At 72.5% G+C, this 22889-nt stretch carries 26 protein-coding genes; 5 read left to right on the top strand and 21 right to left on the bottom strand.

Annotation, left to right across the window (positions count from 1 at the left end):
• Positions 1–84: 84 nt before the first annotated feature.
• The 11 genes from lgt to hisI form a co-directional block, all read right to left on the bottom strand.
• Positions 85–1155 carry a prolipoprotein diacylglyceryl transferase gene (lgt, locus tag AB0C96_RS28960; protein ID WP_362921287.1) on the bottom strand — a complete coding sequence of 357 codons (1071 nt, stop codon included), beginning with the start codon at positions 1153–1155 and terminating at the stop codon, positions 85–87.
• A gap of 129 nt (positions 1156–1284) precedes the next feature.
• On the bottom strand, positions 1285–2184 hold the full coding sequence (locus tag AB0C96_RS28965) for a thioredoxin domain-containing protein (protein ID WP_362921288.1): 900 nt from the start codon (positions 2182–2184) through the stop codon (positions 1285–1287).
• Between the two features lie 139 nt (positions 2185–2323).
• Entirely contained in the window at positions 2324–3142 is an 819-nt protein-coding gene (trpA, locus tag AB0C96_RS28970) for a tryptophan synthase subunit alpha (RefSeq protein WP_362921289.1), read from the bottom strand.
• A complete protein-coding gene (trpB, locus tag AB0C96_RS28975; RefSeq protein WP_362921291.1) occupies positions 3142–4422 on the bottom strand; it encodes a tryptophan synthase subunit beta in 1281 nt (426 codons plus the stop codon). Before trpB ends, trpA begins: the two co-directional genes overlap by 1 nt.
• 253 nt (positions 4423–4675) lie before the next feature.
• Entirely contained in the window at positions 4676–4918 is a 243-nt protein-coding gene (locus tag AB0C96_RS28980; protein ID WP_362921293.1) for a tryptophan synthase subunit(beta), read from the bottom strand.
• 26 nt (positions 4919–4944) lie between these two features.
• Complete coding sequence (gene trpC, locus AB0C96_RS28985) at positions 4945–5754, bottom strand: indole-3-glycerol phosphate synthase TrpC (protein WP_362921295.1); 810 nt, start codon at positions 5752–5754, stop codon at positions 4945–4947.
• A gap of 175 nt (positions 5755–5929) precedes the next feature.
• Entirely contained in the window at positions 5930–6364 is a 435-nt protein-coding gene (locus tag AB0C96_RS28990; RefSeq protein ID WP_362921334.1) for a DUF2752 domain-containing protein, read from the bottom strand.
• 135 nt (positions 6365–6499) lie between these two features.
• Positions 6500–6739 carry an HGxxPAAW family protein gene (locus AB0C96_RS28995; protein WP_362921297.1) on the bottom strand — a complete coding sequence of 80 codons (240 nt, stop codon included), beginning with the start codon at positions 6737–6739 and terminating at the stop codon, positions 6500–6502.
• An 86-nt stretch (positions 6740–6825) separates the two neighbouring features.
• Positions 6826–7503, bottom strand: coding sequence for a TIGR02234 family membrane protein (locus AB0C96_RS29000; protein ID WP_362921299.1), 678 nt, complete (start codon positions 7501–7503; stop codon positions 6826–6828).
• Positions 7504–7591: 88 nt separating this feature from the next.
• Entirely contained in the window at positions 7592–9130 is a 1539-nt protein-coding gene (locus AB0C96_RS29005) for an anthranilate synthase component I (protein WP_362921301.1), read from the bottom strand.
• Positions 9131–9141: 11 nt separating this feature from the next.
• The gene (gene hisI / locus AB0C96_RS29010) at positions 9142–9549 is read right to left on the bottom strand and encodes a phosphoribosyl-AMP cyclohydrolase (protein WP_362921302.1); all 408 of its coding nucleotides are present in this window, start codon (positions 9547–9549) and stop codon (positions 9142–9144) included.
• Between the two features lie 32 nt (positions 9550–9581).
• On the opposite strand from hisI, the gene AB0C96_RS29015 reads away from it, so the two are divergent.
• Complete coding sequence (locus tag AB0C96_RS29015) at positions 9582–9728, top strand: hypothetical protein (RefSeq protein ID WP_362921304.1); 147 nt, start codon at positions 9582–9584, stop codon at positions 9726–9728.
• A 56-nt stretch (positions 9729–9784) separates the two neighbouring features.
• Here AB0C96_RS29015 and AB0C96_RS29020 read toward each other — a convergent pair whose 3' ends face one another.
• Together AB0C96_RS29020 and AB0C96_RS29025 are read right to left on the bottom strand one after the other, a co-directional pair.
• The gene (locus AB0C96_RS29020) at positions 9785–10417 is read right to left on the bottom strand and encodes a TIGR03085 family metal-binding protein (RefSeq protein ID WP_362921306.1); all 633 of its coding nucleotides are present in this window, start codon (positions 10415–10417) and stop codon (positions 9785–9787) included.
• A 92-nt stretch (positions 10418–10509) separates the two neighbouring features.
• Positions 10510–11409, bottom strand: a complete 900-nt coding sequence (locus tag AB0C96_RS29025) for a LysR substrate-binding domain-containing protein (protein WP_362921336.1) — start codon at positions 11407–11409, stop codon at positions 10510–10512.
• 157 nt (positions 11410–11566) lie between these two features.
• On the opposite strand from AB0C96_RS29025, the gene AB0C96_RS29030 reads away from it, so the two are divergent.
• Genes AB0C96_RS29030 through AB0C96_RS29040 form a run of 3 tightly spaced genes read left to right on the top strand, consistent with a single transcriptional unit; the run spans position 11567 to position 14972 of the window.
• Positions 11567–12262, top strand: a complete 696-nt coding sequence (locus tag AB0C96_RS29030; RefSeq protein WP_362921338.1) for a succinate dehydrogenase — start codon at positions 11567–11569, stop codon at positions 12260–12262.
• A 2-nt stretch (positions 12263–12264) separates the two neighbouring features.
• The gene (locus tag AB0C96_RS29035) at positions 12265–14232 is read left to right on the top strand and encodes a fumarate reductase/succinate dehydrogenase flavoprotein subunit (RefSeq protein WP_362921308.1); all 1968 of its coding nucleotides are present in this window, start codon (positions 12265–12267) and stop codon (positions 14230–14232) included.
• Entirely contained in the window at positions 14229–14972 is a 744-nt protein-coding gene (locus AB0C96_RS29040) for a succinate dehydrogenase/fumarate reductase iron-sulfur subunit (RefSeq protein WP_362921309.1), read from the top strand. Before AB0C96_RS29035 ends, AB0C96_RS29040 begins: the two co-directional genes overlap by 4 nt.
• A gap of 49 nt (positions 14973–15021) precedes the next feature.
• On the opposite strand, the gene hisF is transcribed toward AB0C96_RS29040, so the two are convergent.
• From hisF to hisD, 8 genes are read right to left on the bottom strand one after another with little or no spacing between them, the layout of a single operon-like run.
• Positions 15022–15786: an imidazole glycerol phosphate synthase subunit HisF gene (hisF, locus tag AB0C96_RS29045; RefSeq protein ID WP_362921311.1), complete on the bottom strand. Its 765-nt coding sequence runs from the start codon at positions 15784–15786 to the stop codon at positions 15022–15024.
• Positions 15783–16199, bottom strand: coding sequence for a Rid family hydrolase (locus AB0C96_RS29050; protein ID WP_362921313.1), 417 nt, complete (start codon positions 16197–16199; stop codon positions 15783–15785). The genes hisF and AB0C96_RS29050 overlap by 4 nt, the downstream gene beginning before the upstream one ends.
• On the bottom strand, positions 16196–16921 hold the full coding sequence (gene priA / locus AB0C96_RS29055) for a bifunctional 1-(5-phosphoribosyl)-5-((5-phosphoribosylamino)methylideneamino)imidazole-4-carboxamide isomerase/phosphoribosylanthranilate isomerase PriA (protein ID WP_362921340.1): 726 nt from the start codon (positions 16919–16921) through the stop codon (positions 16196–16198). The genes AB0C96_RS29050 and priA overlap by 4 nt, the downstream gene beginning before the upstream one ends.
• A gap of 8 nt (positions 16922–16929) precedes the next feature.
• Positions 16930–17580, bottom strand: a complete 651-nt coding sequence (hisH, locus tag AB0C96_RS29060) for an imidazole glycerol phosphate synthase subunit HisH (protein WP_362921315.1) — start codon at positions 17578–17580, stop codon at positions 16930–16932.
• Complete coding sequence (locus AB0C96_RS29065; RefSeq protein ID WP_362921317.1) at positions 17577–17741, bottom strand: hypothetical protein; 165 nt, start codon at positions 17739–17741, stop codon at positions 17577–17579. Before AB0C96_RS29065 ends, hisH begins: the two co-directional genes overlap by 4 nt.
• 5 nt (positions 17742–17746) lie before the next feature.
• Positions 17747–18340: an imidazoleglycerol-phosphate dehydratase HisB gene (gene hisB / locus AB0C96_RS29070; RefSeq protein WP_020397738.1), complete on the bottom strand. Its 594-nt coding sequence runs from the start codon at positions 18338–18340 to the stop codon at positions 17747–17749.
• On the bottom strand, positions 18337–19479 hold the full coding sequence (locus AB0C96_RS29075; protein ID WP_362921319.1) for a histidinol-phosphate transaminase: 1143 nt from the start codon (positions 19477–19479) through the stop codon (positions 18337–18339). The genes hisB and AB0C96_RS29075 overlap by 4 nt, the downstream gene beginning before the upstream one ends.
• On the bottom strand, positions 19476–20801 hold the full coding sequence (gene hisD / locus AB0C96_RS29080; protein WP_362921321.1) for a histidinol dehydrogenase: 1326 nt from the start codon (positions 20799–20801) through the stop codon (positions 19476–19478). The genes AB0C96_RS29075 and hisD overlap by 4 nt, the downstream gene beginning before the upstream one ends.
• A 284-nt stretch (positions 20802–21085) precedes the next feature.
• On the opposite strand from hisD, the gene AB0C96_RS29085 reads away from it, so the two are divergent.
• On the top strand, positions 21086–22687 hold the full coding sequence (locus AB0C96_RS29085; protein WP_362921323.1) for an oxidoreductase: 1602 nt from the start codon (positions 21086–21088) through the stop codon (positions 22685–22687).
• Positions 22688–22889 lie beyond the last annotated feature (202 nt).

The following is a 22889-nucleotide window of genomic DNA, read 5'->3' on the forward strand; positions in this document are numbered from 1 at the left end:
GGTACGCCCCCCGGACACAGCGGCGCCGGGCGGGTCCGAGGTCTCCCTCGCACCCGCCCGGCGCCGTCCGGGGCGTTACCCGCCTCAGGACTTCTTGTTGCTGCCGCTGCCGGCCGGCTTGGCGTCGCCCGAGTCGGCGTCGTCCGCGGTCGCGGATGCGGTCGCGTCGGCGGCCGGCTCCGCGGCCACGGCAGCGTCGGCCGCCTCCTCGGGCTTGGCGTCCGGCTTCTCCGCCGTCCCGTCCGCCGCCTTCTCCATGGAGACCTTGCCGTCGCCGGCGCCCTCCGCCTCGGCCCCGTCCCGGGCCGCGCGCTCCTGCGCCGCGCGCTCCTCCAGCGCCCCGGGCTCCACGACCTCTTCCCGGCCCGGTGCCACCTTGGCGGAGACCACCAGGTAGACGATGGCCAGGACGAAGACGATCAGCGCGGTCCAGACGTTCAGCCGCAGGCCCAGGATGTGGTGCGCCTCGTCGACCCGCATGTACTCGATCCAGGCTCGGCCCGCGCAGTAGGCGGCGACGTACAGCGCGAAGGCCCGTCCGTGGCCGAGCCGGAAGCGCTTGTCGGCCCAGATCACCAGCGCCGCGACGCCGATGCACCACAGGCACTCGTAGAGGAAGGTCGGGTGGTAGGTGCCGCCGACGCGGCCGATGGCCGGGTCGGAGCTGATCTTCAGCGCCCACGGCAGGTCGGTCGGCTTGCCGTACAGCTCCTGGTTGAACCAGTTGCCCCAGCGGCCGATCGCCTGCCCGAGGGCCAGGCCGGGCGCCAGGGCGTCGGCGTAGGCCGGCATCGGGATGCCCCGGCGGCGGCAGCCGATCCAGGCGCCCACCGCGCCGAGCGCGACCGCGCCCCAGATGCCGAGGCCGCCCTCCCACACCTTGAAGGCGTCGAGTGGGTGACCGTTCTCGCCGAAGTACGGCTCGTACGTCGTGATGACGTGGTAGAGCCGGCCGCCGACCAGACCGAAGGGCACGGCCCATACGGCGATGTCCGCGACGGTGCCGGAGCGGCCGCCGCGCTGGATCCAGCGTTTGTTGCCGAGCCAGACGCCGACGAAGACGCCGATGATGATGCAGAACGCGTAGCCACGCAGCGGGATCGGGCCGAGGTGTACGACGCCGACCGACGGGCTGGGAATGAATGCGAGGTCCATGGCAGAGTCGACGCTACCGCGCCGGACGGGCTCGGGGACAACCCGCCCGGCAACGGCTGCGTAACGACCCCGGAACCGGGTCATGACGCTGCGTGTTCGCCACCCGCAGCGCCCACCGGGGCCGGGCTGCTAGGACGACGCGTGGCGGCTCTTCGACGCGTGGGCCTTGTGCGCGGAGCCCCCCTTGGGGGAGGCGCTCGGCCCGGACGAGGCGTCGGCGCCCCGGCCGGGCGGGACGCTCCCCGGCTGCTTGCCCTTGTTGGCGTCCAGCACCGCCTTCTTGAGGTCCGTGGGGCTGAACTGGCCGCCCTTCTCCTTGGTGAGGTCCTTGCCGTTGAGCAGGACGGTCGGGGTACCGCCGTATCCGGAGTGGGCGAAGGCGTCGTTGGACTTCCGCACGAAGGCGTTGTAAGTGCCGTCGTTGACGCATGTGGTGAAGGCGGGGGTCACCAGCCCCTTGACCTTGCCGGCCAGCTTGAGGAGGTGCTGCTTGTCGGCGAACTTGTCCTCCGGCTCGGGCGGCTGGTTGGAGTAGAGGACGTCGTGGTACTCGCGGAACCGTCCGGCGTCCTGGGCGCACAGCGCGGCGTTGGCGGCGTTCAGCGACCCCTGGCCCCCGGTGTTGCCGTCGATGATCGTGACGAGGTGGTACTCGTTCTTGAGCTGGCCGGAGTCCTCCAGCTCATGGATCACCGGGCGGAAGCCCGTCTCGAACTGCTGGCAGGCGGGGCAGCGGAAGTCCTCCCACACCGTGAGGGTGGACGGGGCGTCGGGGGCGCCCACGGAGACGAAGGGTCTGTCGCCCCCGCCGGCCTGTCTTGGACGTGCGGTCTCGTTGTCGGAGCTGGTCTGGCCGCCGTTGGACGAGGCCGCCCAGACGGCGATGCCGCCGGCGGCGGCCAGCGCCGCCAGCACCGACCCGGCGACGACCGCCTGGCGACGGCGCCGGGAGCGCGCCTTCTCGATCTCCCGCTGGGCCTGTAGCCGCTCGCGGGCGCTTCTCTTGCCCTCATGATTCTTCTGGCTCACGCCCCTGGACAACGAAGCGGAGGGGTGGCTGCGCACCCCTCCGCACCGATGTTCGCCCTATCGAGGGACGGTGCACGCGGCCGCCGTGGACGCGTGCACCGGCTTGCCCGGGGGGTCGCTCGCAGCGAGGACCCGCGGGCTACGAGCGGTTGCGTACGCCCTCGGCCAGCTCGCCGGCCAGGGTCCGGAGCGCGGTCAGTCCGGCCTCCAGGTCGCCGTCCGCCGCCAGCAGCCGCTTGACGAACGCCGAGCCGACGATCACCCCGTCGGCGAACTGGGCCACCTCCGCGGCCTGTTCGGGGGTGGAGACGCCCAGGCCCACGCAGACCGGCAGATCGGTGGTGGCCCGGGTGCGCACCACCAGCTCCTGGGCCTCGCGTCCGACCGACTCCCGGGTGCCGGTGACGCCCATCAGGGAGGCGGCGTAGACGAAGCCGCTGCCGGCCGCGGTGATCTTGGCGAGGCGGTCGTCCCGGCTGCTCGGCGCGACCACGAAGACGGTGGCCAGACCGTGCTGCTCGGCGGCCTTGCGCCACACCTCGGACTCCTCGACGGGGAGGTCCGGCAGGATGCAGCCGGCGCCGCCGGCCTCGGCCAGGTCGGCGGCGAACCGCTCGACGCCGTAGCGGTCGACCGGATTCCAGTACGTCATGCACAGCACCGGCGCGCCGGTGGCGGCGTGCACCTCGCGGACCGTCCGGATCACGTCGACGATCTTCACGCCGCCGCGCAGGGCGATGTCGTCGGCGGTCTGGATGACCGGGCCGTCCAGGACCGGGTCGCTGTGCGGCAGACCGACCTCGACGATGTCGCAGCCGCCGTCCAGCATCTCGGTCATGGCCCGGACGCCGCCGTCCACGGTCGGGAAGCCGGCCGGGAGGTAGCCGACGAGTGCGGCGCGGTTCTCCGCGCGGGCCTGGGCCAGCACGGAGTTCAGCAGCTCGATGTTGCCCGCCATCACTTCTCCCCCTGCTCTGCCCGGTCGGCTGTGTGGTCTGTGTTGTCTGCGGATGGGCCGTCGTACAGCCCGAAGTAGCGGGCGGCGGTGTCCATGTCCTTGTCGCCGCGCCCGGAGAGGTTGATCAGCAGCAGGCCCTCGGGGCCCAGTTCGCGGCCGACCTCCAGGGCGCCGGCCAGCGCGTGGGCGCTCTCGATCGCCGGGATGATGCCTTCGGTGCGCGACAGCAGCCGCAGCGCCTGCATCGCCGCGTCGTCGGTGACCGCGCGGTACTCGGCCCGGCCGATGTCCTTGAGGTAGGCGTGCTCGGGGCCGATGCCGGGGTAGTCCAGGCCGGCCGAGATCGAGTACGGCTCGGTGATCTGGCCGTCCTCGTCCTGGAGGACGTACGACCGCGAGCCGTGCAGGATGCCCGGGGTGCCCTCGGTGAGGGTGGCGGCGTGCTCGCCGGTCTCGACGCCGTGGCCGCCGGGTTCGCAGCCGATCAGCCGGACGGACTCGTCGCCCAGGAAGGCGTGGAAGAGGCCGATGGCGTTGGAGCCGCCGCCGACGCAGGCGAGGGCGGCGTCCGGGAGGCGGCCGGCGCGCTGAAGGATCTGGCGGCGGGCCTCGACGCCGATGACCCGGTGGAAGTCGCGGACCAGGGCGGGAAAGGGGTGCGGGCCGGCGACCGTGCCGAAGAGGTAGTGGGTGCGGTCGACGTTGGCGACCCAGTCGCGGAAGGCCTCGTTGATGGCGTCCTTGAGCGTGCGGCTGCCGGACGTCACGGCGATGACCTCGGCGCCGAGCATCCGCATCCGGGCGACGTTGAGGGCCTGGCGCTTGGTGTCGATCTCGCCCATGTAGACGGTGCACTCGAGGCCGAAGAGGGCGCAGGCGGTGGCGGTGGCGACGCCGTGCTGGCCGGCGCCGGTCTCCGCGATGACCCGGGTCTTGCCCATCCGCTTGGTGAGCAGCGCCTGGCCCAGCACGTTGTTGATCTTGTGCGAGCCGGTGTGGTTGAGGTCCTCGCGCTTGAGGAACACCCGGGCCCCGCCGGCGTGTTCGGCGAACCGCGGCACCTCGGTGAGCGCGCTGGGGCGCCCGGTGTAGTTGACCATCAGGTCGTCGAGCTCGGCCGCGAACGCGGGGTCCGCCTTGGCCTTCTCGTATTCCGCGGCGACCTCGTCAACTGCGGCGACCAGCGCTTCGGGGATGAACTTGCCGCCGAAGGCACCGAAATAGCCCTCGGGGCTGGGCACCCGCCCCTCGGGGTCGGGAAGGAAGAAATCGGAGGACATCTGACGCACTCCTCGATCGGGGCGCTCGCCCCGCTCGTCTCGGATTCCGGACATCACGCTTTACGGAACGACTGCCGCGCACACCGGTACCGAGGACGCGGTCTCCGTCCGGCCGGGCACCACCGACCAGGCCGTGGGCGGCCAGGCGGGTGCGACGGAGCCGGAGACGCTCGGTCCTCGTTCGATCGAGCTCCGTCCACCAGGCCCTGGGGGCACGGTGCGTGCCAAGGGGCCGGAGACGCTCGGTACCTGTTCAGCGTGCGACAGCGGAAGCGGTGCGCCATCGGCGCCCGTTGATCTGTCCCGGCTCCGAGCCGATGTGGTAGCGGACCCGCCGTCCGCGGACCCGTCGCGCGGGCGCGCGGCAGCCACGCGGCCGGCAGCCACGCCCCAGCGCCGCGTGCCGGCCGTCCCCGGCGGCCGCGGCGAGCACCGTCGCCGGTCCGGGGCACGGGCCCGGTCCGGGGCGACGGAGGCGACTGGCGCTGGCGGTCATGGTGGGGTGTCCGACTCGTCGTTCCGTCAGGACCGGCCGTGCCGGATCGCCGGGTGGGAGCCCGCGGCGACCAGGTCGGCGACCGCGGTCCTGGGGTCCTTGCCGGTGACCAGCGACTCGCCGACCAGCACCGCGTCCGCGCCGTCGTTGGCGTAGGCGATCAGGTCGTGCGGTCCGCGGATACCGGACTCGGCGATCTTGACGATGTGGTCGGGGATCTCGGGGGCGACCCGGGCGAAGTTGCCGCGGTCGACCTCCAGGGTCTTGAGGTCGCGGGCGTTGACGCCGATGATCCGGGCGCCGGCGTCCACCGCGCGGGCCACCTCTTCCTCGTCGTGCACCTCGACCAGCGGCGTCAGCCCGATCGACTCGGCCCGCTCGATCAGCGAGACCAGGGCCTCCTGCTCCAGCGCGGAGACGATCAGCAGGGCGAGGTCGGCGCCGTAGGCCCGGGCCTCCCACAGCTGGTAGGCGGTGACGATGAAGTCCTTGCGCAGCACGGGGATGTCGACCCGGGCGCGGACCGCCTCCAGGTCGGCCAGCGAACCGCCGAACCGGCGCTGCTCGGTGAGGACGGAGATGACCGCGGCGCCGCCCGCCTCGTAGTCGGCGGCCAGGCCTGCCGGGTCGGCGATCGCGGCGAGCGCGCCCTTGGACGGGCTGGAGCGCTTCACCTCGCAGATCACCGTGACGCTCTCGCCCTTGAGTGCCGCGACACCGTCCATCGCGGGGCGCGCCTTCTGGGCCCGCTCCTTGAGCTCGTCGAGGGAGACGCGCGCCTGCCGCTCCGCGAGGTCGGCGCGGACCCCGTCGATGATCTCGTCGAGCACACTCACGCGAGTGGCCTCCTTCTTGAGCGGTCGAGGTGGTCAGTGCCTGTGGGACGCGCTGTCCCGGCCGGCTCTGTCGATGGTATCCGCCATGGGGTGGAGGTTTCGCATCCGGTTGACCGCGGTCCCACGACCTGGACATCTGTGGGTCACCCGGCGTACGAGGACCCGCCCGGTGCGGTCACGGAGCGAGCGCGCTGCCTAACGGCAGGTTGCGGACGACCGTGAAGACCAGCAGCAGCCCACCCAGCGCCCACCAGTGGACGGGGCGCGGCCGCGGGCCCGCCGTGGGGCGCCCACGGGCGGCGCGGGCGAGCCAGCGCGCCCAGAGGACCGCGCAGGCGGCGTAGCCGGCGACCGCGAGCGCATTGGCGCCGAGAGCGGCGAGGAGGTCGCCGTGGGCGAGGGCGTGCGCACCGCGCAGGCCGCCGCAGGCCGGGCAGGCCAGGCCGGTGAGGTGCCGCAGCGGGCAGACCGGGTAGTGACCCGGCTCGTTGGGGTCCACCGCGCCGACCACGGCGAAGGCGGCGCCGGCCGCCGCGAGGGCGCCCAGCGGGGCCGCGAGACGACGGTGCAGGCCGCCGGCGAGGCGGGCCTCGGGCCGGCCGTGCGCCATGGGTTCGGTCACGTGGCGAGTCTGCGCCACTACGCACGAAGGCGCAGCTTCTGGGCCGCCGTACGGGCGGTGGAAGCGGCGCCTTCGGAAGGTGCGGCAACGGTGGCGCCGGGAGGCGGCGCCACGGGAGCGGGCTCAGCCCTCCTGCGGCTGCGGCTGCGCGGCCGGCTTCGCCGAGCGCTTGGGCTCCTGGCCCAGGCCTGCCGCGCGCATCAGACCACCCGCGAGGGCACCGAGACCGATCAGCACGATGCCGGCCCAGAAGCCGGGCACGTTCCCCAGCACGATGAAGGCTCCGGCGACACAGAAGCCGATGAACGAGATGATGACGCCGGTCCAGGCGGCGGGGGTGTGTCCGTGGCCACTGCTCGACATTGACTGCTCCTCGTTGCTCTCTCGCGCCGGGGTCCGGCCGCGGTGATCCTCGCCGTCCATTGTCACCGATGCCGGACGGTCCCCCTTTACCGGGTGGGGTCCTCGCCGCGGTCCAGCGACTTCCAGATCTCCTCCGGACGGTCCAGGTCCGGGGCGGCGGGGGCGCGCCGCGGGCCGCGGGCCCGGCCGGGCGTGCGCTCGTAACGGCCCGACATCGCAGGCCAGTGGCGTCCGCGGAACAGCGCCAGCAGTCCGGCGATCAGCAGCAGCACACCGCCGGCCGCGGCCACCCAGGGCCAGCCGGTGTGCGTGACGTGATGCACATCGGCGCCGGTCAGTCCGACCGCGGTGGCCGCCTTCTCGCGCAGCGCCGAGGTGTCGGCGTTGCCCAGCACCGCGGCGACGACGATGCCCGCGCCGCTGAGCGTGAGCAGCGAGGCGACCGCGGTCCGGCCGGCCCGGCGCACCGCGAACACGGCGACCAGCGCGGCCAGGCCGACGACGGCCAGCGCGCCGGGCACACCGGTGACGTCGGCACCGGTCACGGTGCGCGGCAGCTCGCCCTGGGCCAGCACCGCGGCCCCCTGGGCCCAGGTGCGGCCGGACGCCAGCAGCGCCAGGCCGGCGCCGGCCGCGCCGGTCAACAGGGCGAGCGCGAGGCTCCTGGTCGCGCCGCGGCGCGCGCCCTGGGCGGACCGGTCCGGCGCGGGCGCGGGGGCGTCCGGGGACTCGGCGTCGGTACGGGTCTGGGGTGCGGCACTCACGCGTACCACTATCGCGCACCGGTCCGCGGGGCCCGGCGCGCGGGGTGGCGACGACCGGCGCCGGACCGTGCCGCGGGCCGCGGACCGGCTACTTGCCCAGGTGGTTGGCGGTGTTCACGGCGCGCAGCACCGCGGCCGCCTTGTTGCGGCACTCGGTGTCCTCGCCCACCGGGTCGGAGTCGGCGACCACACCGGCGCCGGCCTGGACGTAGGCGGTGCCCTCCCGCAGCAGCGCGGTGCGGATCGCGATGGCGGTGTCGGAGTCCCCGGCGAAGTCGAGGTAGCCCACACAGCCGCCGTACAGGCCGCGCCGGGTCGGCTCCAGCTCCTCGATGATCTGCATGGCGCGCGGCTTGGGGGCGCCGGAGAGGGTGCCGGCGGGGAAGCAGGCGGTCAGCACGTCGAAGGCGGTGCGGCCCTCGGCCACCGTGCCGGTGACCGTGGAGACGATGTGCATCACATGGCTGTAGCGCTCGATGGACATGAAGTCGACGACCTCGACGCTGCCCGGCTCACAGACCCGGCCCAGGTCGTTGCGGCCCAGGTCGACCAGCATCAGGTGTTCGGCGCGCTCCTTGGGGTCGGCCATCAGCTCGTCCGCCAGCGCCTGGTCCTCCTGGACCGTCGCGCCGCGCGGGCGGGTGCCGGCGATGGGGTGCACCATGGCCCGGCCGCCCTCGACCTTCACCAGTGCCTCGGGGCTGGAGCCGACGACGTCGAACGCCGGCCGGCCGTCGTCGCCCTCGAAGCGGAAGAGGTACATGTACGGGCTGGGGTTGGTGGCCCGCAGCACCCGGTAGACGTCCAACGCGCTTGCCGTGCAGGGGGTTTCGAAGCGCTGCGAGGGCACGACCTGGAAGGCCTCGCCGGCCCGGATGCGCTCCTTGACGTCCTCGACGGCCTCCTGGTAGGCGGGGCCGCCCCACTCGACGGTGAACGGGGGGACCTCGGACGGCGGGAGCGCCGCGGCGCTGGCGGGCGCCGGCCGGGCGAGGTCGTCGGCCATGGTGTCCAGGCGGGCCACCGCGTCCGCGTACGCCTCGTCGACGCCGGTGTCGAGGTCGTTGTGGTTGATCGCGTTGGCGATCAGCAGAACCGTTCCGTTCCAGTGGTCGAGGACCGCGAGGTCGGAGGTGAGCAGCATGGTCAGCTCGGGCAGCTGAAGGTCGTCGGTGGTCTGCTCGCCGATCTTCTCCAGGCGGCGCACGATGTCGTAGCCGAGGTAGCCGACCATGCCGCCGGTGAACGGCGGCAGCCCGGAGCCCTCGATGAGGTCCCGCGGGGTGTGCAGGGTCTCGATGGTGGCGCGCAGCACGGCGAGCGGGTCGCCGTCGGTGGGCACGCCGACCGGCGGGGTGCCGAGCCAGTGCGCCCGGCCGTCGCGGGTGGTGAGGGTGCCGGCGCTGCGGACGCCGATGAAGGAGTAGCGCGACCACGTCCGGCCGTTCTCGGCGGACTCCAGGAGGAAGGTGCCGGGGCGCTCGGCGGCGAGCTTGCGGTAGAGGCCGACCGGCGTGTCGCCGTCCGCGAGCAGGCGCCGGGTGACGGGGATGACCCGCCGGTCCTTGGCGAGGGTGCGGAAGGTGTCGAGGTCCGGATGCGCGGTGCCGGTGGTTCCCGTGGTCATGGCAGCGGAGCCTACTGGTCCCGGCCCGTCTCGGTGGGCAGTACGTCCGCATCGAAACACGTCCGGTCGCCGGTGTGGCAGGCGGCGCCGACCTGATCGACCTTGACCAGCACGGTGTCGGCGTCGCAGTCCAGCGCCACCGACTTCACGTACTGGACGTGGCCGGAGGTGTCGCCCTTGACCCAGTACTCCTGGCGGCTGCGGCTCCAGTACGTGCAGCGCCCCGTGGTCAGGGTCCGGTGCAGCGCCTCGTCGTCCATCCACCCCATCATCAGCACCTCGCCGGTGTCGTACTGCTGGGCGATGGCCGGGACCAGGCCGTCGGCACCCCGCTTGAGGCGGGCGGCGATGGCGGGATCCAGGGACGAGGCCGGGGCGGCGGTGGGGCCGGCGTCGGCGGCGGTGCGGCTGCTGGTCATGGGTCCATTGTGCCGTGCGGCATCCTGCGTATATGCATCATCAGCAGCCGCCGCCCGTGCCGCCACCGCCGCCGGACCCGGACCGGGCGGCGCGGGTGGCGCTGCGGGTGCTGGTGGCGGTGTTCGCGGTGGCGGTGGTGGTGGGCGTGGTGCTGGCGGTGGTGGTGCTGCGGACGTAGGCGCGCAGGGGACGCGGGAGGGGGTGTCTCCTCGGGATGGTCACGCCCCGGCTCGATCACACCCCCAGCTTCGCCGCCCGCAGCTGCGCGATCGCGTCCTTGTCGCCGTCCAGCTCCACGTCGGCGACCTCCTGGCGGCCGAAGGCGAACATGGTCAGCTCTCCCGGCTCCCCGACGACCGTGACGACCGGGGTGCCGCGGCGCGCCACCGCGGTCCGCCCGTCCGGCCGCCGCAGTACGAGGCCCACCGGCGACTTCCGGCCCAGCACCCGGGCCATCCGCTCGATCCTGGACCACAGGGCGTCCGCGAAGACGGGGTCCAGCTCCCGCGGGGTCCAGTCCGGCTGCGCCCGGCGGACGTCCTCGGCGTGGACGTAGAACTCGACGGTGTTGGAGGCCTCGTCGATCTGCTTCAGCGCGAACGGCGACATCCGCGGCGGGCCGGTCCTGATCAGCTGGATCAGCTCCTCGTACGGCTTGGCCGCGAACTCCGCCTGCACCCGCTCCAGCCGTGCCGCGAGCGGCTTGACGAGGATTCCGCCGGCCGCGTCGGCGCGTCGCTCGCGCACCACCACGTGCGCGGCCAGCTCCCGCGCGGTCCAGTTCTCACACAGGGTCGGCGCCTCGGGGCCGGCGTTCTCCAACAGGTCGGCGAGCAGCAGCCGTTCACGCTTCGCATGGGTCGACATGCGGCCAGCCTACGACCGGCCCGGATCACCCGCCACGGAGCGGCGCGCGCCCGGCACGGTACGGACGCGGCACGGGCGTCCCCCCAGGTCCGTCATGACGCCCCCAGGCCCAGGTGCTCCAGGAGGATCCGCTCCAGCTCGCGGGCGGCGCGCGGCGGGGAGACGTCGCCGCGGTGGGCGACGGAGACCACCCGGTGCATGCCCGGGGTCGCGAAGCGGGTGACGCGCAGGCCGGAGCGCTCGGCGACCATGCTGGGGACGACGGCGACGCCCAGCCCGGCCCGGACGAAGCCGAGGACCGCGTCCATCTCGCCGCCCTCGACGGTGAAGGTGGGCTCGAAGCCGGCCGCCCGGCACGCGGCGGTGGTGAACTCCCTCAGGTCGTAGCCGCGGCGGAACATGGCGAGCGGGCGGCCGCGGAGGTCCTCGACGCGGATGCGGGTGCGGCGACCGGCCACCGGGGCGGGCCGGTCCGGGGCGGAGACCACGACCAGCTCCTCGCGCAGCAGCTCGGAGGTGGCGAGCGCGGGGGCCTGGCCCGGGAGCGGGGTGATGATCAGCGCCAGGTCCAGTGCGCCGTCGGCGAGGGCCCGGACCAGGTCCTGGGAGCCGTCCTCGGTGATGATCAGGTCGACGCCGGGATAGGTCGCGTGGAAGGCGCTCAGCACGTCGGGGACGAGGCTGGCGCAGAGGCTGGGCGGGGCGCCCAGCCGGAGCCGGCCGCGGCGCAGCTGGGCGACCTCCTGGACCTCGCGGCGGGCGGTCTCGGCGTCGGCGAGGATCCGCCGGGCGAGCGGCAGCAGGGTCTCGCCGGCGTCGGTGAGGGTGATGTGGCCGCGGGCGCGGTGGAACAGTTCGGCGCCCAACTCCCGCTCCAGCGCCCGGATCTGCTGGGAGAGCGAGGGCTGGGCGACGTGCTCGCGCTCGGCGGCGCGGGTGAAGTGGCGGGTTTCGGCCACGGCGGTGAAGTAGCGGAGCTGCTGCAACTGCATACGGGGAATGTAGGGCATCGATAGGCCAAGCCTATGGAGATGAGCCGGACCATGTCTTGGACTGATGGGTCCGGGTGTCCATACCGTCGGGACCATGGCACTGGACACACGGACGAACCGGCGGCCGTCGAAGACGGGCGGCGCGCGGCAGCGCCCGATGAGGGGTGACGGTCGGGCGACGGGCGGGCGCGCGCTCTGGGACTCGTCCGTCGGCAAGAAGACGGTGATGGCCGTGAGCGGCCTGATCATGCTGCTCTACTTGGTCGTCCACATGATCGGCAACCTGAAGATCTTCTTCGGGCCGGGCGAGTTCAACCACTACGCGCACTGGCTGCGGGTGGTCGGCGAGCCGTTCATGCACAAGGAGTGGACGCTCTGGCTGGTCCGGATCGTTCTGCTCGCCGCGGTCGTCGCGCACGCCACCTCCGCGTACCAGCTCAGCCGCCGCGACATCGCGGCGCGCCCCGACAAGTACGTGCACAAGAAGGCCCGGGCCGGCTACGCCACCCGCACCATGCGCTGGGGCGGGATCATCCTCGGCCTGTTCCTCGTCTGGCACCTGCTCGACCTGACCACCGGCACCGCGCACCCCGGCGGCTTCCAGCCCGGCCACCCGTACCAGAACGTGGTGGACACCTTCTCCACCTGGTACGGCAACGCCGTCTACATCGTCGCGATGCTGGCGCTCGGCCTGCACGTCCGGCACGGCTTCTGGAGCGCCGCGCAGACCCTCGGCGTCGGCAGCCGCACCCGCGACCGCCTCCTGAAGACCACCGCCAACGTCCTCGCCCTGGTGCTGACGGTGGGCTTCGTCTCCGTACCCGTCGCCGTCATGACCGAAGTGGTGAGCTGACCATGGCCCCCTACGCCCAGCATCCCCCCTACACCGCCTACACGACCGGGGAGCCGGTCGTCGACACCAAGGCGCCGGCCGGGCCGGTCGCCGAGCGCTGGGACACCCGCCGCTTCGAGGCGAAGCTGGTGAACCCGGCCAACCGCCGCAAGCACACCGTCATCGTCGTCGGCACCGGCCTCGCCGGCGGCTCGGCGGGCGCCACGCTGGCCGAACAGGGCTACCACGTCGTGCAGTTCTGCTACCAGGACTCCCCGCGCCGGGCCCACTCGATCGCCGCGCAGGGCGGCATCAACGCCGCGAAGAACTACCGCAACGACGGCGACTCGGTCCACCGCCTCTTCTACGACACCGTCAAGGGCGGCGACTTCCGCGCCCGGGAGTCGAACGTGCACCGGCTCGCGCAGATCTCCGTCGAGATCATCGACCAGTGCGTCGCCCAGGGCGTCCCGTTCGCCCGCGAGTACGGCGGTCTGCTCGACACCCGCTCCTTCGGCGGCGTCCAGGTCTCCCGCACGTTCTACGCCCGCGGCCAGACGGGCCAGCAGCTGCTGCTCGGCGCCTACCAGGCGCTGTCGCGGCAGACAGCCGCGGGCAACGTCGAGTTGCACGCCCGGACCGAGATGCTCGACCTGATCGTGATCGACGGCCGGGCCCGTGGCATCGTCGCCCGTGACCTGGTCACCGGCCGGATCGACAGCTACTTCGCGGACGCCGTCGTCCTCGCCTCCGGCGGCTACGGCAACGTCTTCTACCTGTCGACCAACGCCATGAACTCCAACGCCACCGCCGTGTGGCGGGCGCACCGGCGCGGCGCCTACTTCGCCAACCCCTGCTTCACCCAGATCCACCCCACCTGCATCCCGCGCACCGGCGACCACCAGTCCAAGCTGACGCTGATGAGCGAGTCGCTGCGCAACGACGGCCGCATCTGGGTGCCCAAGGCCAAGGGCGACACCCGGCCGCCGCACCAGATCCCCGAGGACGAGCGCGACTACTACCTGGAGCGCATCTACCCGTCCTTCGGCAACCTCGTGCCCCGCGACATCGCCTCCCGCGCCGCGAAGAACGTCTGCGACGAGGGCCGCGGCGTCGGCCCCGGCGGGCAGGGCGTCTACCTCGACTTCGCGGACGCCATCGCGCGGATGGGCCGCAAGGCCGTCGAGGCCAAGTACGGCAACCTCTTCGACATGTACGCCCGGATCACCGACGAGGACCCCTACCGGGTCCCGATGCGGATCTACCCCGCCGTGCACTACACGATGGGCGGCCTGTGGGTCGACTACGACCTCCAGACCACCGTCCCCGGGCTGTTCGCGATCGGCGAGGCGAACTTCTCCGACCACGGCGCCAACCGGCTGGGCGCCTCGGCCCTCATGCAGGGCCTGGCCGACGGCTACTTCGTGCTCCCCTCGACCATCAACGACTACCTGGCGCGGCACCCGCACGAGGACGAGGTGACCTGTGAACACCCGGTCGTGCAGGAGGTGCTGGCCGAGACCGAGGACCGGCTCAACCTGCTCCTCGCGGTCGACGGCGACCGCACCCCGGACTCCTTCCACCGCGAACTCGGCGAGCTGATGTGGGAGTTCTGCGGGATGGCGCGCACCGAAGGGGGCCTGCGCAAGGCGCTCGACCGGATCCCGCAGATCCGCGAGGAGTTCTGGCACCGCATCAAGGTCCCGGGCACCGGGGAAGAGTTCAACCAGTCGCTGGAGAAGGCCAACCGCATCGTCGACTACCTGGAGCTCGCCGAGCTGATGTGCCTCGACGCGCTGCACCGCAGCGAGTCCTGCGGCGGCCACTTCCGCGAGGAGTCCCAGACCCCGGACGGCGAGGCCGCCCGCAGGGACGAGGAGTTCTCGTACGCGGCCGCCTGGGAGTTCACCGGCACCGGCGAGGCTCCCGCCCTCCACAAGGAAGACCTGGTCTTCGAGTACGTCCACCCCACCCAGCGGAGCTACGCATGAGGCTCACCCTGCGCGTCTGGCGGCAGAAGAACGCCGATGCCGACGGCGCCATGTCCACGTACGAGGTGGACGGCATCTCCCCCGACATGTCCTTCCTGGAGATGCTCGACACCCTCAACGAGAAGCTCATCCTCGACGGCGACGACCCGGTCGCCTTCGACCACGACTGCCGCGAGGGCATCTGCGGCGCGTGCAGCCTGGTCATCAACGGCGACGCGCACGGTCCGGAGCGGACCACCACCTGCCAGCTCCACATGCGGTCGTTCTCCGACGGCGACACGATCGACATCGAGCCCTGGCGCGCCGCGGCCTTCCCGGTCGTCAAGGACCTGGTCGTCGACCGCAGCGCCTTCGACCGGATCATCCAGGCCGGCGGCTACATCACCGCCCCGACCGGGGCCGCCCCCGAGGCGCACGCCACGCCGGTGCCGAAGCCGGACGCCGACTTCGCCTTCGAGCACGCCGAGTGCATCGGCTGCGGCGCGTGCGTGGCGGCCTGCCCGAACGGCGCCGCGATGCTGTTCACGTCCGCCAAGGTCAACCACCTCAACGTCCTCCCGCAGGGCGCGCCCGAGCGGGAGAGCCGGGTGCTGGACATGGTGGCGCAGATGGACGAGGAGGGCTTCGGCGGCTGCACCCTCGCCGGCGAGTGCGCCACCGCCTGCCCCAAGGGCATCCCGCTGTTCAGCATCACCAAGATGAACCGGGAGTTCGTGCGGGCGGTGCGGAAGGGGCGCTGACCATCCCGCGGATCCGCCGCCCGGCCGGGGCCGGGCGGCGGTCCACGCCTCAGCGCACCGGGTGCCCCGCCTCGCGCAGGGCGTCCTTGACCTGGGAGATCCGCAGGTCACCGAAGTGGAAGACGGAGGCGGCCAGTACCGCGTCGGCGCCGGCGGCGACCGCCGGGGCGAAGTCGGCGAGCTTGCCCGCGCCGCCGGACGCGATGACCGGGACGGTCACGTGCTTGCGGACCGCCTCGATCATGGCGACGTCGTAGCCGTCCTTGGTGCCGTCCGCGTCCATGGAGTTCAGCAGGATCTCGCCGGCGCCCAACTCGGCGGCGCGGTGGGCCCATTCGACGGCGTCGATGCCGGTGCCGCGGCGACCGCCGTGGGTGGTGACCTCGAATCCGGACGGGGTGCCGGCGTCGGTGCGGCGGGCGTCGACGGAGAGCACCAGCACCTGGCTGCCGAACCGCTCGGCGATCTCGCGGATCACGTCGGGCCGGGCGATGGCGGCGGTGTTGACGCCCACCTTGTCGGCGCCCGCGCGCAGCAGCTTGTCGACGTCCTCGGGGGTGCGCACGCCACCGCCGACGGTGAGCGGGATGAAGACCTGCTCGGCGGTGCGGCGGACCACGTCGTACGTCGTCTCGCGGTTGCCGGAGGAGGCGGTGATGTCGAGGAAGGTCAGCTCGTCGGCGCCCTCCTCGCCGTAGACCTTCGCCATCTCGACCGGGTCGCCCGCGTCCCGCAGGTTCTGGAAGTTGACGCCCTTGACGACCCGGCCGTTGTCGACGTCCAGGCAGGGGATGACTCGTACGGCCAGTGTCATGGTGCGGGTGCCTCTCTGTACGCCTCGACTTCCACCTCGACGACCAGGCGAGGGTCCACGAAGCCGGAGACGATGATCATGGATGCGACGGGGCGGACGGAGTCGAACAGCTCCTTGTGAGCCCGCCCGACCTCGTCCACGTCGCGGGCGTGGGTGAGGTACATACGGGTGCGTACGACGTCGTCACGGCCGAGGCCCACCTGCTCCAGCGCCGACAGCGCGGCCTGGAAGGAGGTGAGCGCCTGTTCGTACGGGTCGGCGGCGACGACCACCCCGTCGACGACCGAGGAGCAGCCGGAGACCAGCACCAGGCCGTTGGGGAGCTCCACCGCGCGGGACCGGCCGAAGGCCTCCGCCCAGGGGTCCTCGGCCCGGGGTGCGCCGGACGTGACGCGTCGTACGCCACCCGTCATGAGGAGACGGCCTCCAGCGCCTCTTCGAGGGTGAACGCCTTCGCGTAGAGCGCCTTGCCGACGATCGCGCCCTCGACGCCGTCCGGCACCAGGCCCGCCAGCGCCCGCAGGTCGTCGAGCGACGAGACACCGCCGGAGGCGACGACCGGGCGGTCGGTGGCGGCGCAGACGTTCCGCAGCAGGTCGAGGTTGGGGCCCTGGAGGGTGCCGTCCTTGTTGATGTCGGTGACGACGTAGCGGGCGCAGCCCTCGGCGTCCAGCCGGGCCAGCGTCTCGTAGAGGTCGCCGCCGTCACGGGTCCAGCCGCGGCCGCGCAGCGTCGTGCCGCGCACGTCCAGGCCGACCGCGATCTGCTCGCCGTACTCGGCGATGATCTTGGCGACCCACTCGGGGTTCTCCAGGGCCGCGGTGCCGATGTTCACCCGGGTGCAGCCGGTGGCGAGGGCGGCGGCCAGCGAGTCGTCGTCGCGGATGCCGCCGGAGAGCTCGACCTTGATGTCCATCGAGCGGGCGACCTCGGCGATCTGCGCGCGGTTGTCGCCGGTGCCGAAGGCCGCGTCGAGGTCGACCAGGTGCAGCCATTCGGCGCCGGCCCGCTGCCAGGCGAGCGCCGCCTCCAGCGGGTCGCCGTAGGAGGTCTCGGAGCCGGACTCGCCGTGGACGAGGCGGACGGCCTGACCGTCGCGGACGTCGACGGCGGGGAGGAGTTCGAGCTTCGGCATCAGGGGGCTCACAGGGTGTTGATCCAGTTGTTCAGGAGCGTCAGCCCGGCGTCGCCGGACTTCTCGGGGTGGAACTGGGTGGCCCACAGCGGGCCGTTCTCGACCGCGGCCACGAACGGCTCACCATGGGTGGCCCAGCTGACCTTCGGCGCGGCGATGTGCGGGTTGCCGGTCTCCAGCTCCCAGTCGTGCACCGCGTAGGAGTGCACGAAGTAGTAGCGGGTGTCGGCGGGCAGGCCGGCGAAGAGCCACGACCCCTCGGCGGCCTCGACGGTGTTCCAGCCCATGTGCGGGACGACGTCGGCCTTGAGCGGGCCGACCGTGCCGGGCCACTCGTCCAGGCCCTCGGTCGCCACGCCGTGCTCGATGCCGCGGCCGAAGAGGATCTGCATACCGACGCAGATGCCCATGACCGGACGGCCGCCGGAGAGTCGCCGGCCGACGATCCAGTCGCCGCGCGCCTGTGTCAGCCCGCGCATACAGGCGGCGAACGCGCCGACGCCGGGGACCAGCAGCCCGTCGGCGTTCATCGCCCGCTCGTAGTCGCCGGTGATCTCCACATCGGCCCCGACATGCGCCAGGGCGCGCTCGGCGGAGCGGACGTTGCCGAAGCCGTAGTCGAAGACGACGACCCTCTTACGGGGTGCGGAGGCGGTCAATTCCACACCTCCAGCCGCAGCACGCCGGCGGCCAGGCACATCGCCGAGCCGATGCACAGCACCACGATCAGGCTCTTGGGCAGCTGCTGCTTCCAGAAGGAGTAGACCCCGCCGAGGAGGAAGAGACCGACCAGGATGAAGACGGTGGACAGACCGTTCATGGGGACTACAGCGCTCCCTTGGTGGACGGGATGATGCCCGCCGCGCGCGGGTCGCGTTCGCTGGCGTAGCGCAGCGCCCGGGCCAGCGCCTTGAACTGGCACTCCACGATGTGGTGGGCGTTGCGCCCGTACGGGACGTGGATGTGCAGCGCTATCTGGGCCTGGGCGACGAAGGACTCGAAGATGTGCCGGGTCATCGTCGTGTCGTAGCTGCCGATCATCGGCGCCATGTTCTCCGGCTCGGTGTGCACCAGGTAGGGGCGGCCGGAGAGGTCGACGGTCACCTGGGCCAGCGACTCGTCCAGCGGGACGGTGCAGTTGCCGAAGCGGTAGATGCCGGACTTGTCGCCGAGGGCCTGCTTGAAGGCGGCACCCAGCGCGAGGGCGGTGTCCTCGATGGTGTGGTGGGTGTCGATGTGCAGGTCGCCGTCGGTCTTGACCTTGAGGTCGAACAGCCCGTGCCGGCCCAGCTGGTCGAGCATGTGGTCGTAGAAGCCGACGCCGGTCGAGACGTCGACGTCCCCCCTGCCGTCGAGGTCGATCTCGACGAGCACGGACGTTTCCTTCGTTGTGCGCTCCACGCGTCCTACGCGGGTCATGCCTCGTTCTCCTTCGAGCTGCGTTCCTTGAACAGCGTGCGAACCGCGTCCAGGAACGCGTCGTTCTCGTCCGGGGTGCCGGCGGTGACCCGCAGCCAGCCCGGTACGCCGTTGTCACGGACCAGGACGCCCTGGTCGAGAAGTGCCTGCCAGGCGGCGTGCGAGCCTCCCTCGCCGTCGAACCGGCCGAACTGCACGAAGTTGGCGTCGGAGGCGGTGACCTCGCAGCCGATCGTCCGCAGCTCGGTGACCAGCCGGTCCCGCTCGGCCTTGAGCTGCTCGACGTACTTCAGCAGCGTATCGGTGTGCTCCAGGGCGGCGAGTGCGGTGGCCTGGGTGACCGACGAGAGGTGGTACGGCAGCCGCACGAGCTGGACGGCGTCGACCACGGCCGGGTCGGCGGCCAGGTAGCCCAGTCGCAGCCCGGCGGCGCCGAACGCCTTGGACATCGTCCGGGAGACCACCAGGTTCGGCCGGCCCTCGATCAGCGGCAGCAGCGAGGGGCGGTGGCTGAACTCGCCGTAGGCCTCGTCGACCACCACCAGTGCTCCGGCGGCGTCGGCCCGGGCCGCCTGCGCGGCCTCGTACAGTGCGAGCACCGTGTCGACCTCGACGGCGGTGCCGGTGGGGTTGTTCGGCGAGCAGACGAAGACCACGTCGGGCCGCTGCTCGGCGATGGCCTCCTTCGCCGCCGCGACATCGATGGTGAAGTCGTCGTTGCGCGGGCCGGAGATCCAACCGGTGCCCGTCCCCCGCGAGATCAGCCCGTGCATCGAGTACGACGGCTCGAAGCCGATGGCGGTGCGGCCCGGGCCGCCGAAGGTCTGTAGCAGCTGCTGGATGACCTCGTTGGAGCCGTTGGCCGCCCAGACCTGGTCCTTGGTGACCTCGTGGCCGCCGGTGCGGGTGAGGTAGCGGGCCAGCTCGGTGCGCAGTTCCACCGCGTCCCGGTCCGGGTAGCGGTTGAGGTGCCGGGCGGCCTCGGTCACCCGCTCGGCGATCCGCCGGACCAGCGGCTCGGGCAGCGGGTAGGGGTTCTCGTTGGTGTTCAGGCGTACGGGCACGTCCAGCTGGGGGGCGCCGTACGGGGACTTGCCGCGCAGCTCGTCCCTGATGGGGAGATCGTCGATGCCGGTCACTTGCCGCCGGGAACCTTCCAGTCGAACCTTGCCGTGATCGCCGCGCCGTGGGCCGGGAGGTCCTCGGCCTCGGCGAGGGTCACCACGTGGTGCGCGACCTCGGCCAGCGCCTCGCGGGTGTAGTCCACGACGTGGATGCCACGCAGGAACGACTGCACGGAGAGCCCGGAGGAGTGGCAGGCGCAGCCGCCGGTGGGCAGCACGTGGTTGGAGCCGGCGCAGTAGTCGCCGAGCGAGACCGGGGCGTACGGACCGACGAAGATCGCGCCGGCGTTGCGGACCCGGGCGGCGACCGCGGCCGCGTCGGCCGTCTGGACCTCCAGGTGCTCGGCGCCGTACGCGTCCACGACGCGCAGGCCCTCGTCGATGCCGTCGACGAGGACGATGGCCGACTGCCGACCGGAGAGCGCCGGGACGATCCGGTCCTCGACGTGCCGGGTCGCGGCGATCTGCGGCGCCAGCTCCTGCTCGGTCCGCTCGGCCAGCTCGACCGAGTCGGTGACCAGCACCGCGGCGGCCATCGGGTCGTGCTCGGCCTGGCTGATCAGGTCGGCGGCGACGTGCACCGGGTCGGCGGTGTCGTCGGCGAGGATCGCGATCTCGGTCGGGCCGGCCTCGGAGTCGATGCCGATCCGGCCCTTGAGCAGGCGCTTGGCGGCGGCGACGTAGATGTTGCCGGGGCCGGTGACGAGGTTGGCGGGCGGGCAATCGTCCGTGCCGTACGCGAACATCGCGATGGCCTGGGCGCCGCCGGCGGCGTAGACCTCGTCCACGCCGAGCAGCGCGCAGGTCGCCAGGATCGTGGGGTGCGGCAGACCGCCGAAGTCCGCCTGCGGCGGGGACGTCACGGCCAGGGAGGCGACGCCGGCCTCCTGGGCCGGGACCACGTTCATCACGACGGACGAGGGGTAGACCGAGCGGCCGCCCGGCACGTACAGGCCCACCCGCTCGACGGGGACCCAGCGCTCGGTGACCGTACCGCCGGGGACGACCTTGGTGGTGACATCGCTGCGGCGCTGCTCGCGGTGGACGATCCGGGCGCGCCGGATGGACTCCTCCAACGCGGCGCGGACGGCCGGATCCAGCTCCTCCAGTGCGGTCTTGAGAGCCTCGGCGGGCACCCGGACCTGCTCGATCTCCACACCGTCGAACCGCCGCGCGTACTCGATCAGCGCCGCGGTGCCGCGATGGCGTACGTCCTCGCAGATGGGCCGCACCTTCTCCAGGGCGGCTTCCACGTCGAACTCGGCACGGGGCAGCAGGTCTCGCAGGGCGCCACCCTCGGGGAGGGCGTCACCTCGCAGATCGATTCGGGAGATCACCTCCCCAGTGTCTCAGACCCGCTCGCGGGCCCGAGCGGCCGTATCACTCAGTGATACACAGCGGTACCCGCTCCCGGCACACCGTGGGCCGGCCCCGCGAAGTTGACCGGAGTTGGCCCTGACCACGCGTGTTCAAGCAGTCACCGGGCGGGCAAGGGCCACGTAGCGGCGTACGGGGAGACCTGCGGGACGCGTGCGGCACCGCGCGAAGACCACGCGCGGACTGCGTCCGAACAGGTTGCGGCGCGCGATGTGGCACATCGAGGGACGGTAAGGGGGAGACAGTGACCGAGCTCAGGGACGGCGATGCACCCGCCGGCCTGCGTCTGACGTCGGCGGAATGGAGCATGTGGCAGGCCTTCCGCAACGGCAGCACCTGCGATCTGCACATCGGCGACCCGGAACGCGACGATCCGCACGGCCAGCACCTGTGGGGCCCGGAGCGCCGGGTGCGGGCCCGGGTCGTGGCGCTGCTGCTGCTCGACGGTCCGCCGGCGCAGCCGGGTCGGGTGTCGGCCCTGAAGCTCACCGGGGCGTACATCACGGACACTCTCGACGTTGCGGGCGGCACGATCAAGCCATTCGTGGAGCTGCGGGACTGCCGCTTCGAGGCGGAGGTGCTGCTCCCGGAGAGCCGGTTCACCACGCTGCGGATGGTGAACTGCGCGATACCCCGACTGGAGGCGGCCCGGCTGCACACCGAGGGCGACCTCCATCTGCCGCGCTGTGTGGTGCTCTCCGGCATCCGGCTCACCGATGCGCACATAGGCACGGACCTGATGCTCAATCAGACGGTGGTGCACAAGGACCGGCAGGGCCGGTCGATCACCGCGGACGGCCTGGCCGTCGCCCAGGACCTCCAGGCCGAGATGCTGGAGTCCTACGGCGAGCTGTCGCTGCGCGGCGCCACCGTCGGCGTGTCGCTGAGCCTGCGCGGCAGCCGGCTGAGCAACCCCTTCGGCCGCCGGGCGCTGAACGCCCCGCAGCTGACCGTGGAGCGCACCCTCTACCTGACCGCCGCGGGCCTGGCGAGCTCCCCGTTCTCCAACGGCGCCACTCCCCCCTACGGCATCACGCACACCCCGCCGCGCGGCACCCGTATGCAGCGCTTCGAGTGCGAGGGCGGGATGCGGCTGGACGACGGCCGGTTCGGCGACGCCGTGGACTTCGAGCAGGCCCGCTTCATCATGGAGTCGGACCAGGAGCTCTCGCTGCGCCGGATCCAGACGCCCGAGCTGCGCTTCCTCGGCGACCGGCCGCAGCGGGGACGGGTGGTCCTCGCCGGCGCCCGGGTCGTCAACCTCGTCGACAAGTCGGCGAGCTGGCCCGGGCTCGGCGGACTGCGGATGGCCGGCTTCGCGTACGAGACGCTGATCCCGCGCGGGCACTTCCCGCTCGCCCAGCGACTCCAGTGGGTGGCCGCCGCGACCCCGGAGTACGCGCCCGAGCCGTACGAGATGCTCGCCGCCTCGCTGCGCCGCAGCGGTGAGGACTCGGACGCCCGCGAGGTGCTGCTGGCCAAACAGCGACGCCGCCGCGAGACCCTGCCGCTGGCGGCGAAGGCCTGGGGGTTCCTCCAGGACTGGACGGTGGCCTACGGCTACCGCCCGGGGCGGGCCGCGGTGTGGATGGCCGTGCTCTGGGCGATCGGCACGATCTACTTCTCGATGTCCCCACCCCCGCCCCTCAAGGCGGGCGAGGCGCCACCCTGGAACGCGTACCTCTACTCCCTCGACCTGCTGCTACCGGTGATCGACCTCAATCAGGACGCCGCCTGGAAACCGGGCGGCGGCGCGCAGTGGGTGGCGGCGGTGCTGATCCTGGCGGGGTGGGTGCTGGCGACCACGGTGGCCGCGGGGGCGTCCCGCCTCTTGCGGCGGCAGTGACCTCCCACGTTGTTGGCTTTCCCGCCGTGGCCTGGCGGCCGGCGCTCCCCCCACGTTGTTGACCTTCTCGCCGTCGCGCCTGCGGCGGGCGGTGCCCGCTGCGCGGGGCTGTTCGGCTGCGGGTGCGGGCCTGCGGGGCTGGGTGTCCGGACTGCTTCGCTTTTAGTGCGGGCCCCCACCCCCCCCCGCCCCCCAACCGGAG

Origin of the sequence: Streptomyces sp. NPDC048506 (genome assembly GCF_040651315.1) — a bacterium.
Classification (GTDB): Bacteria; Actinomycetota; Actinomycetes; order Streptomycetales; family Streptomycetaceae; genus Streptomyces.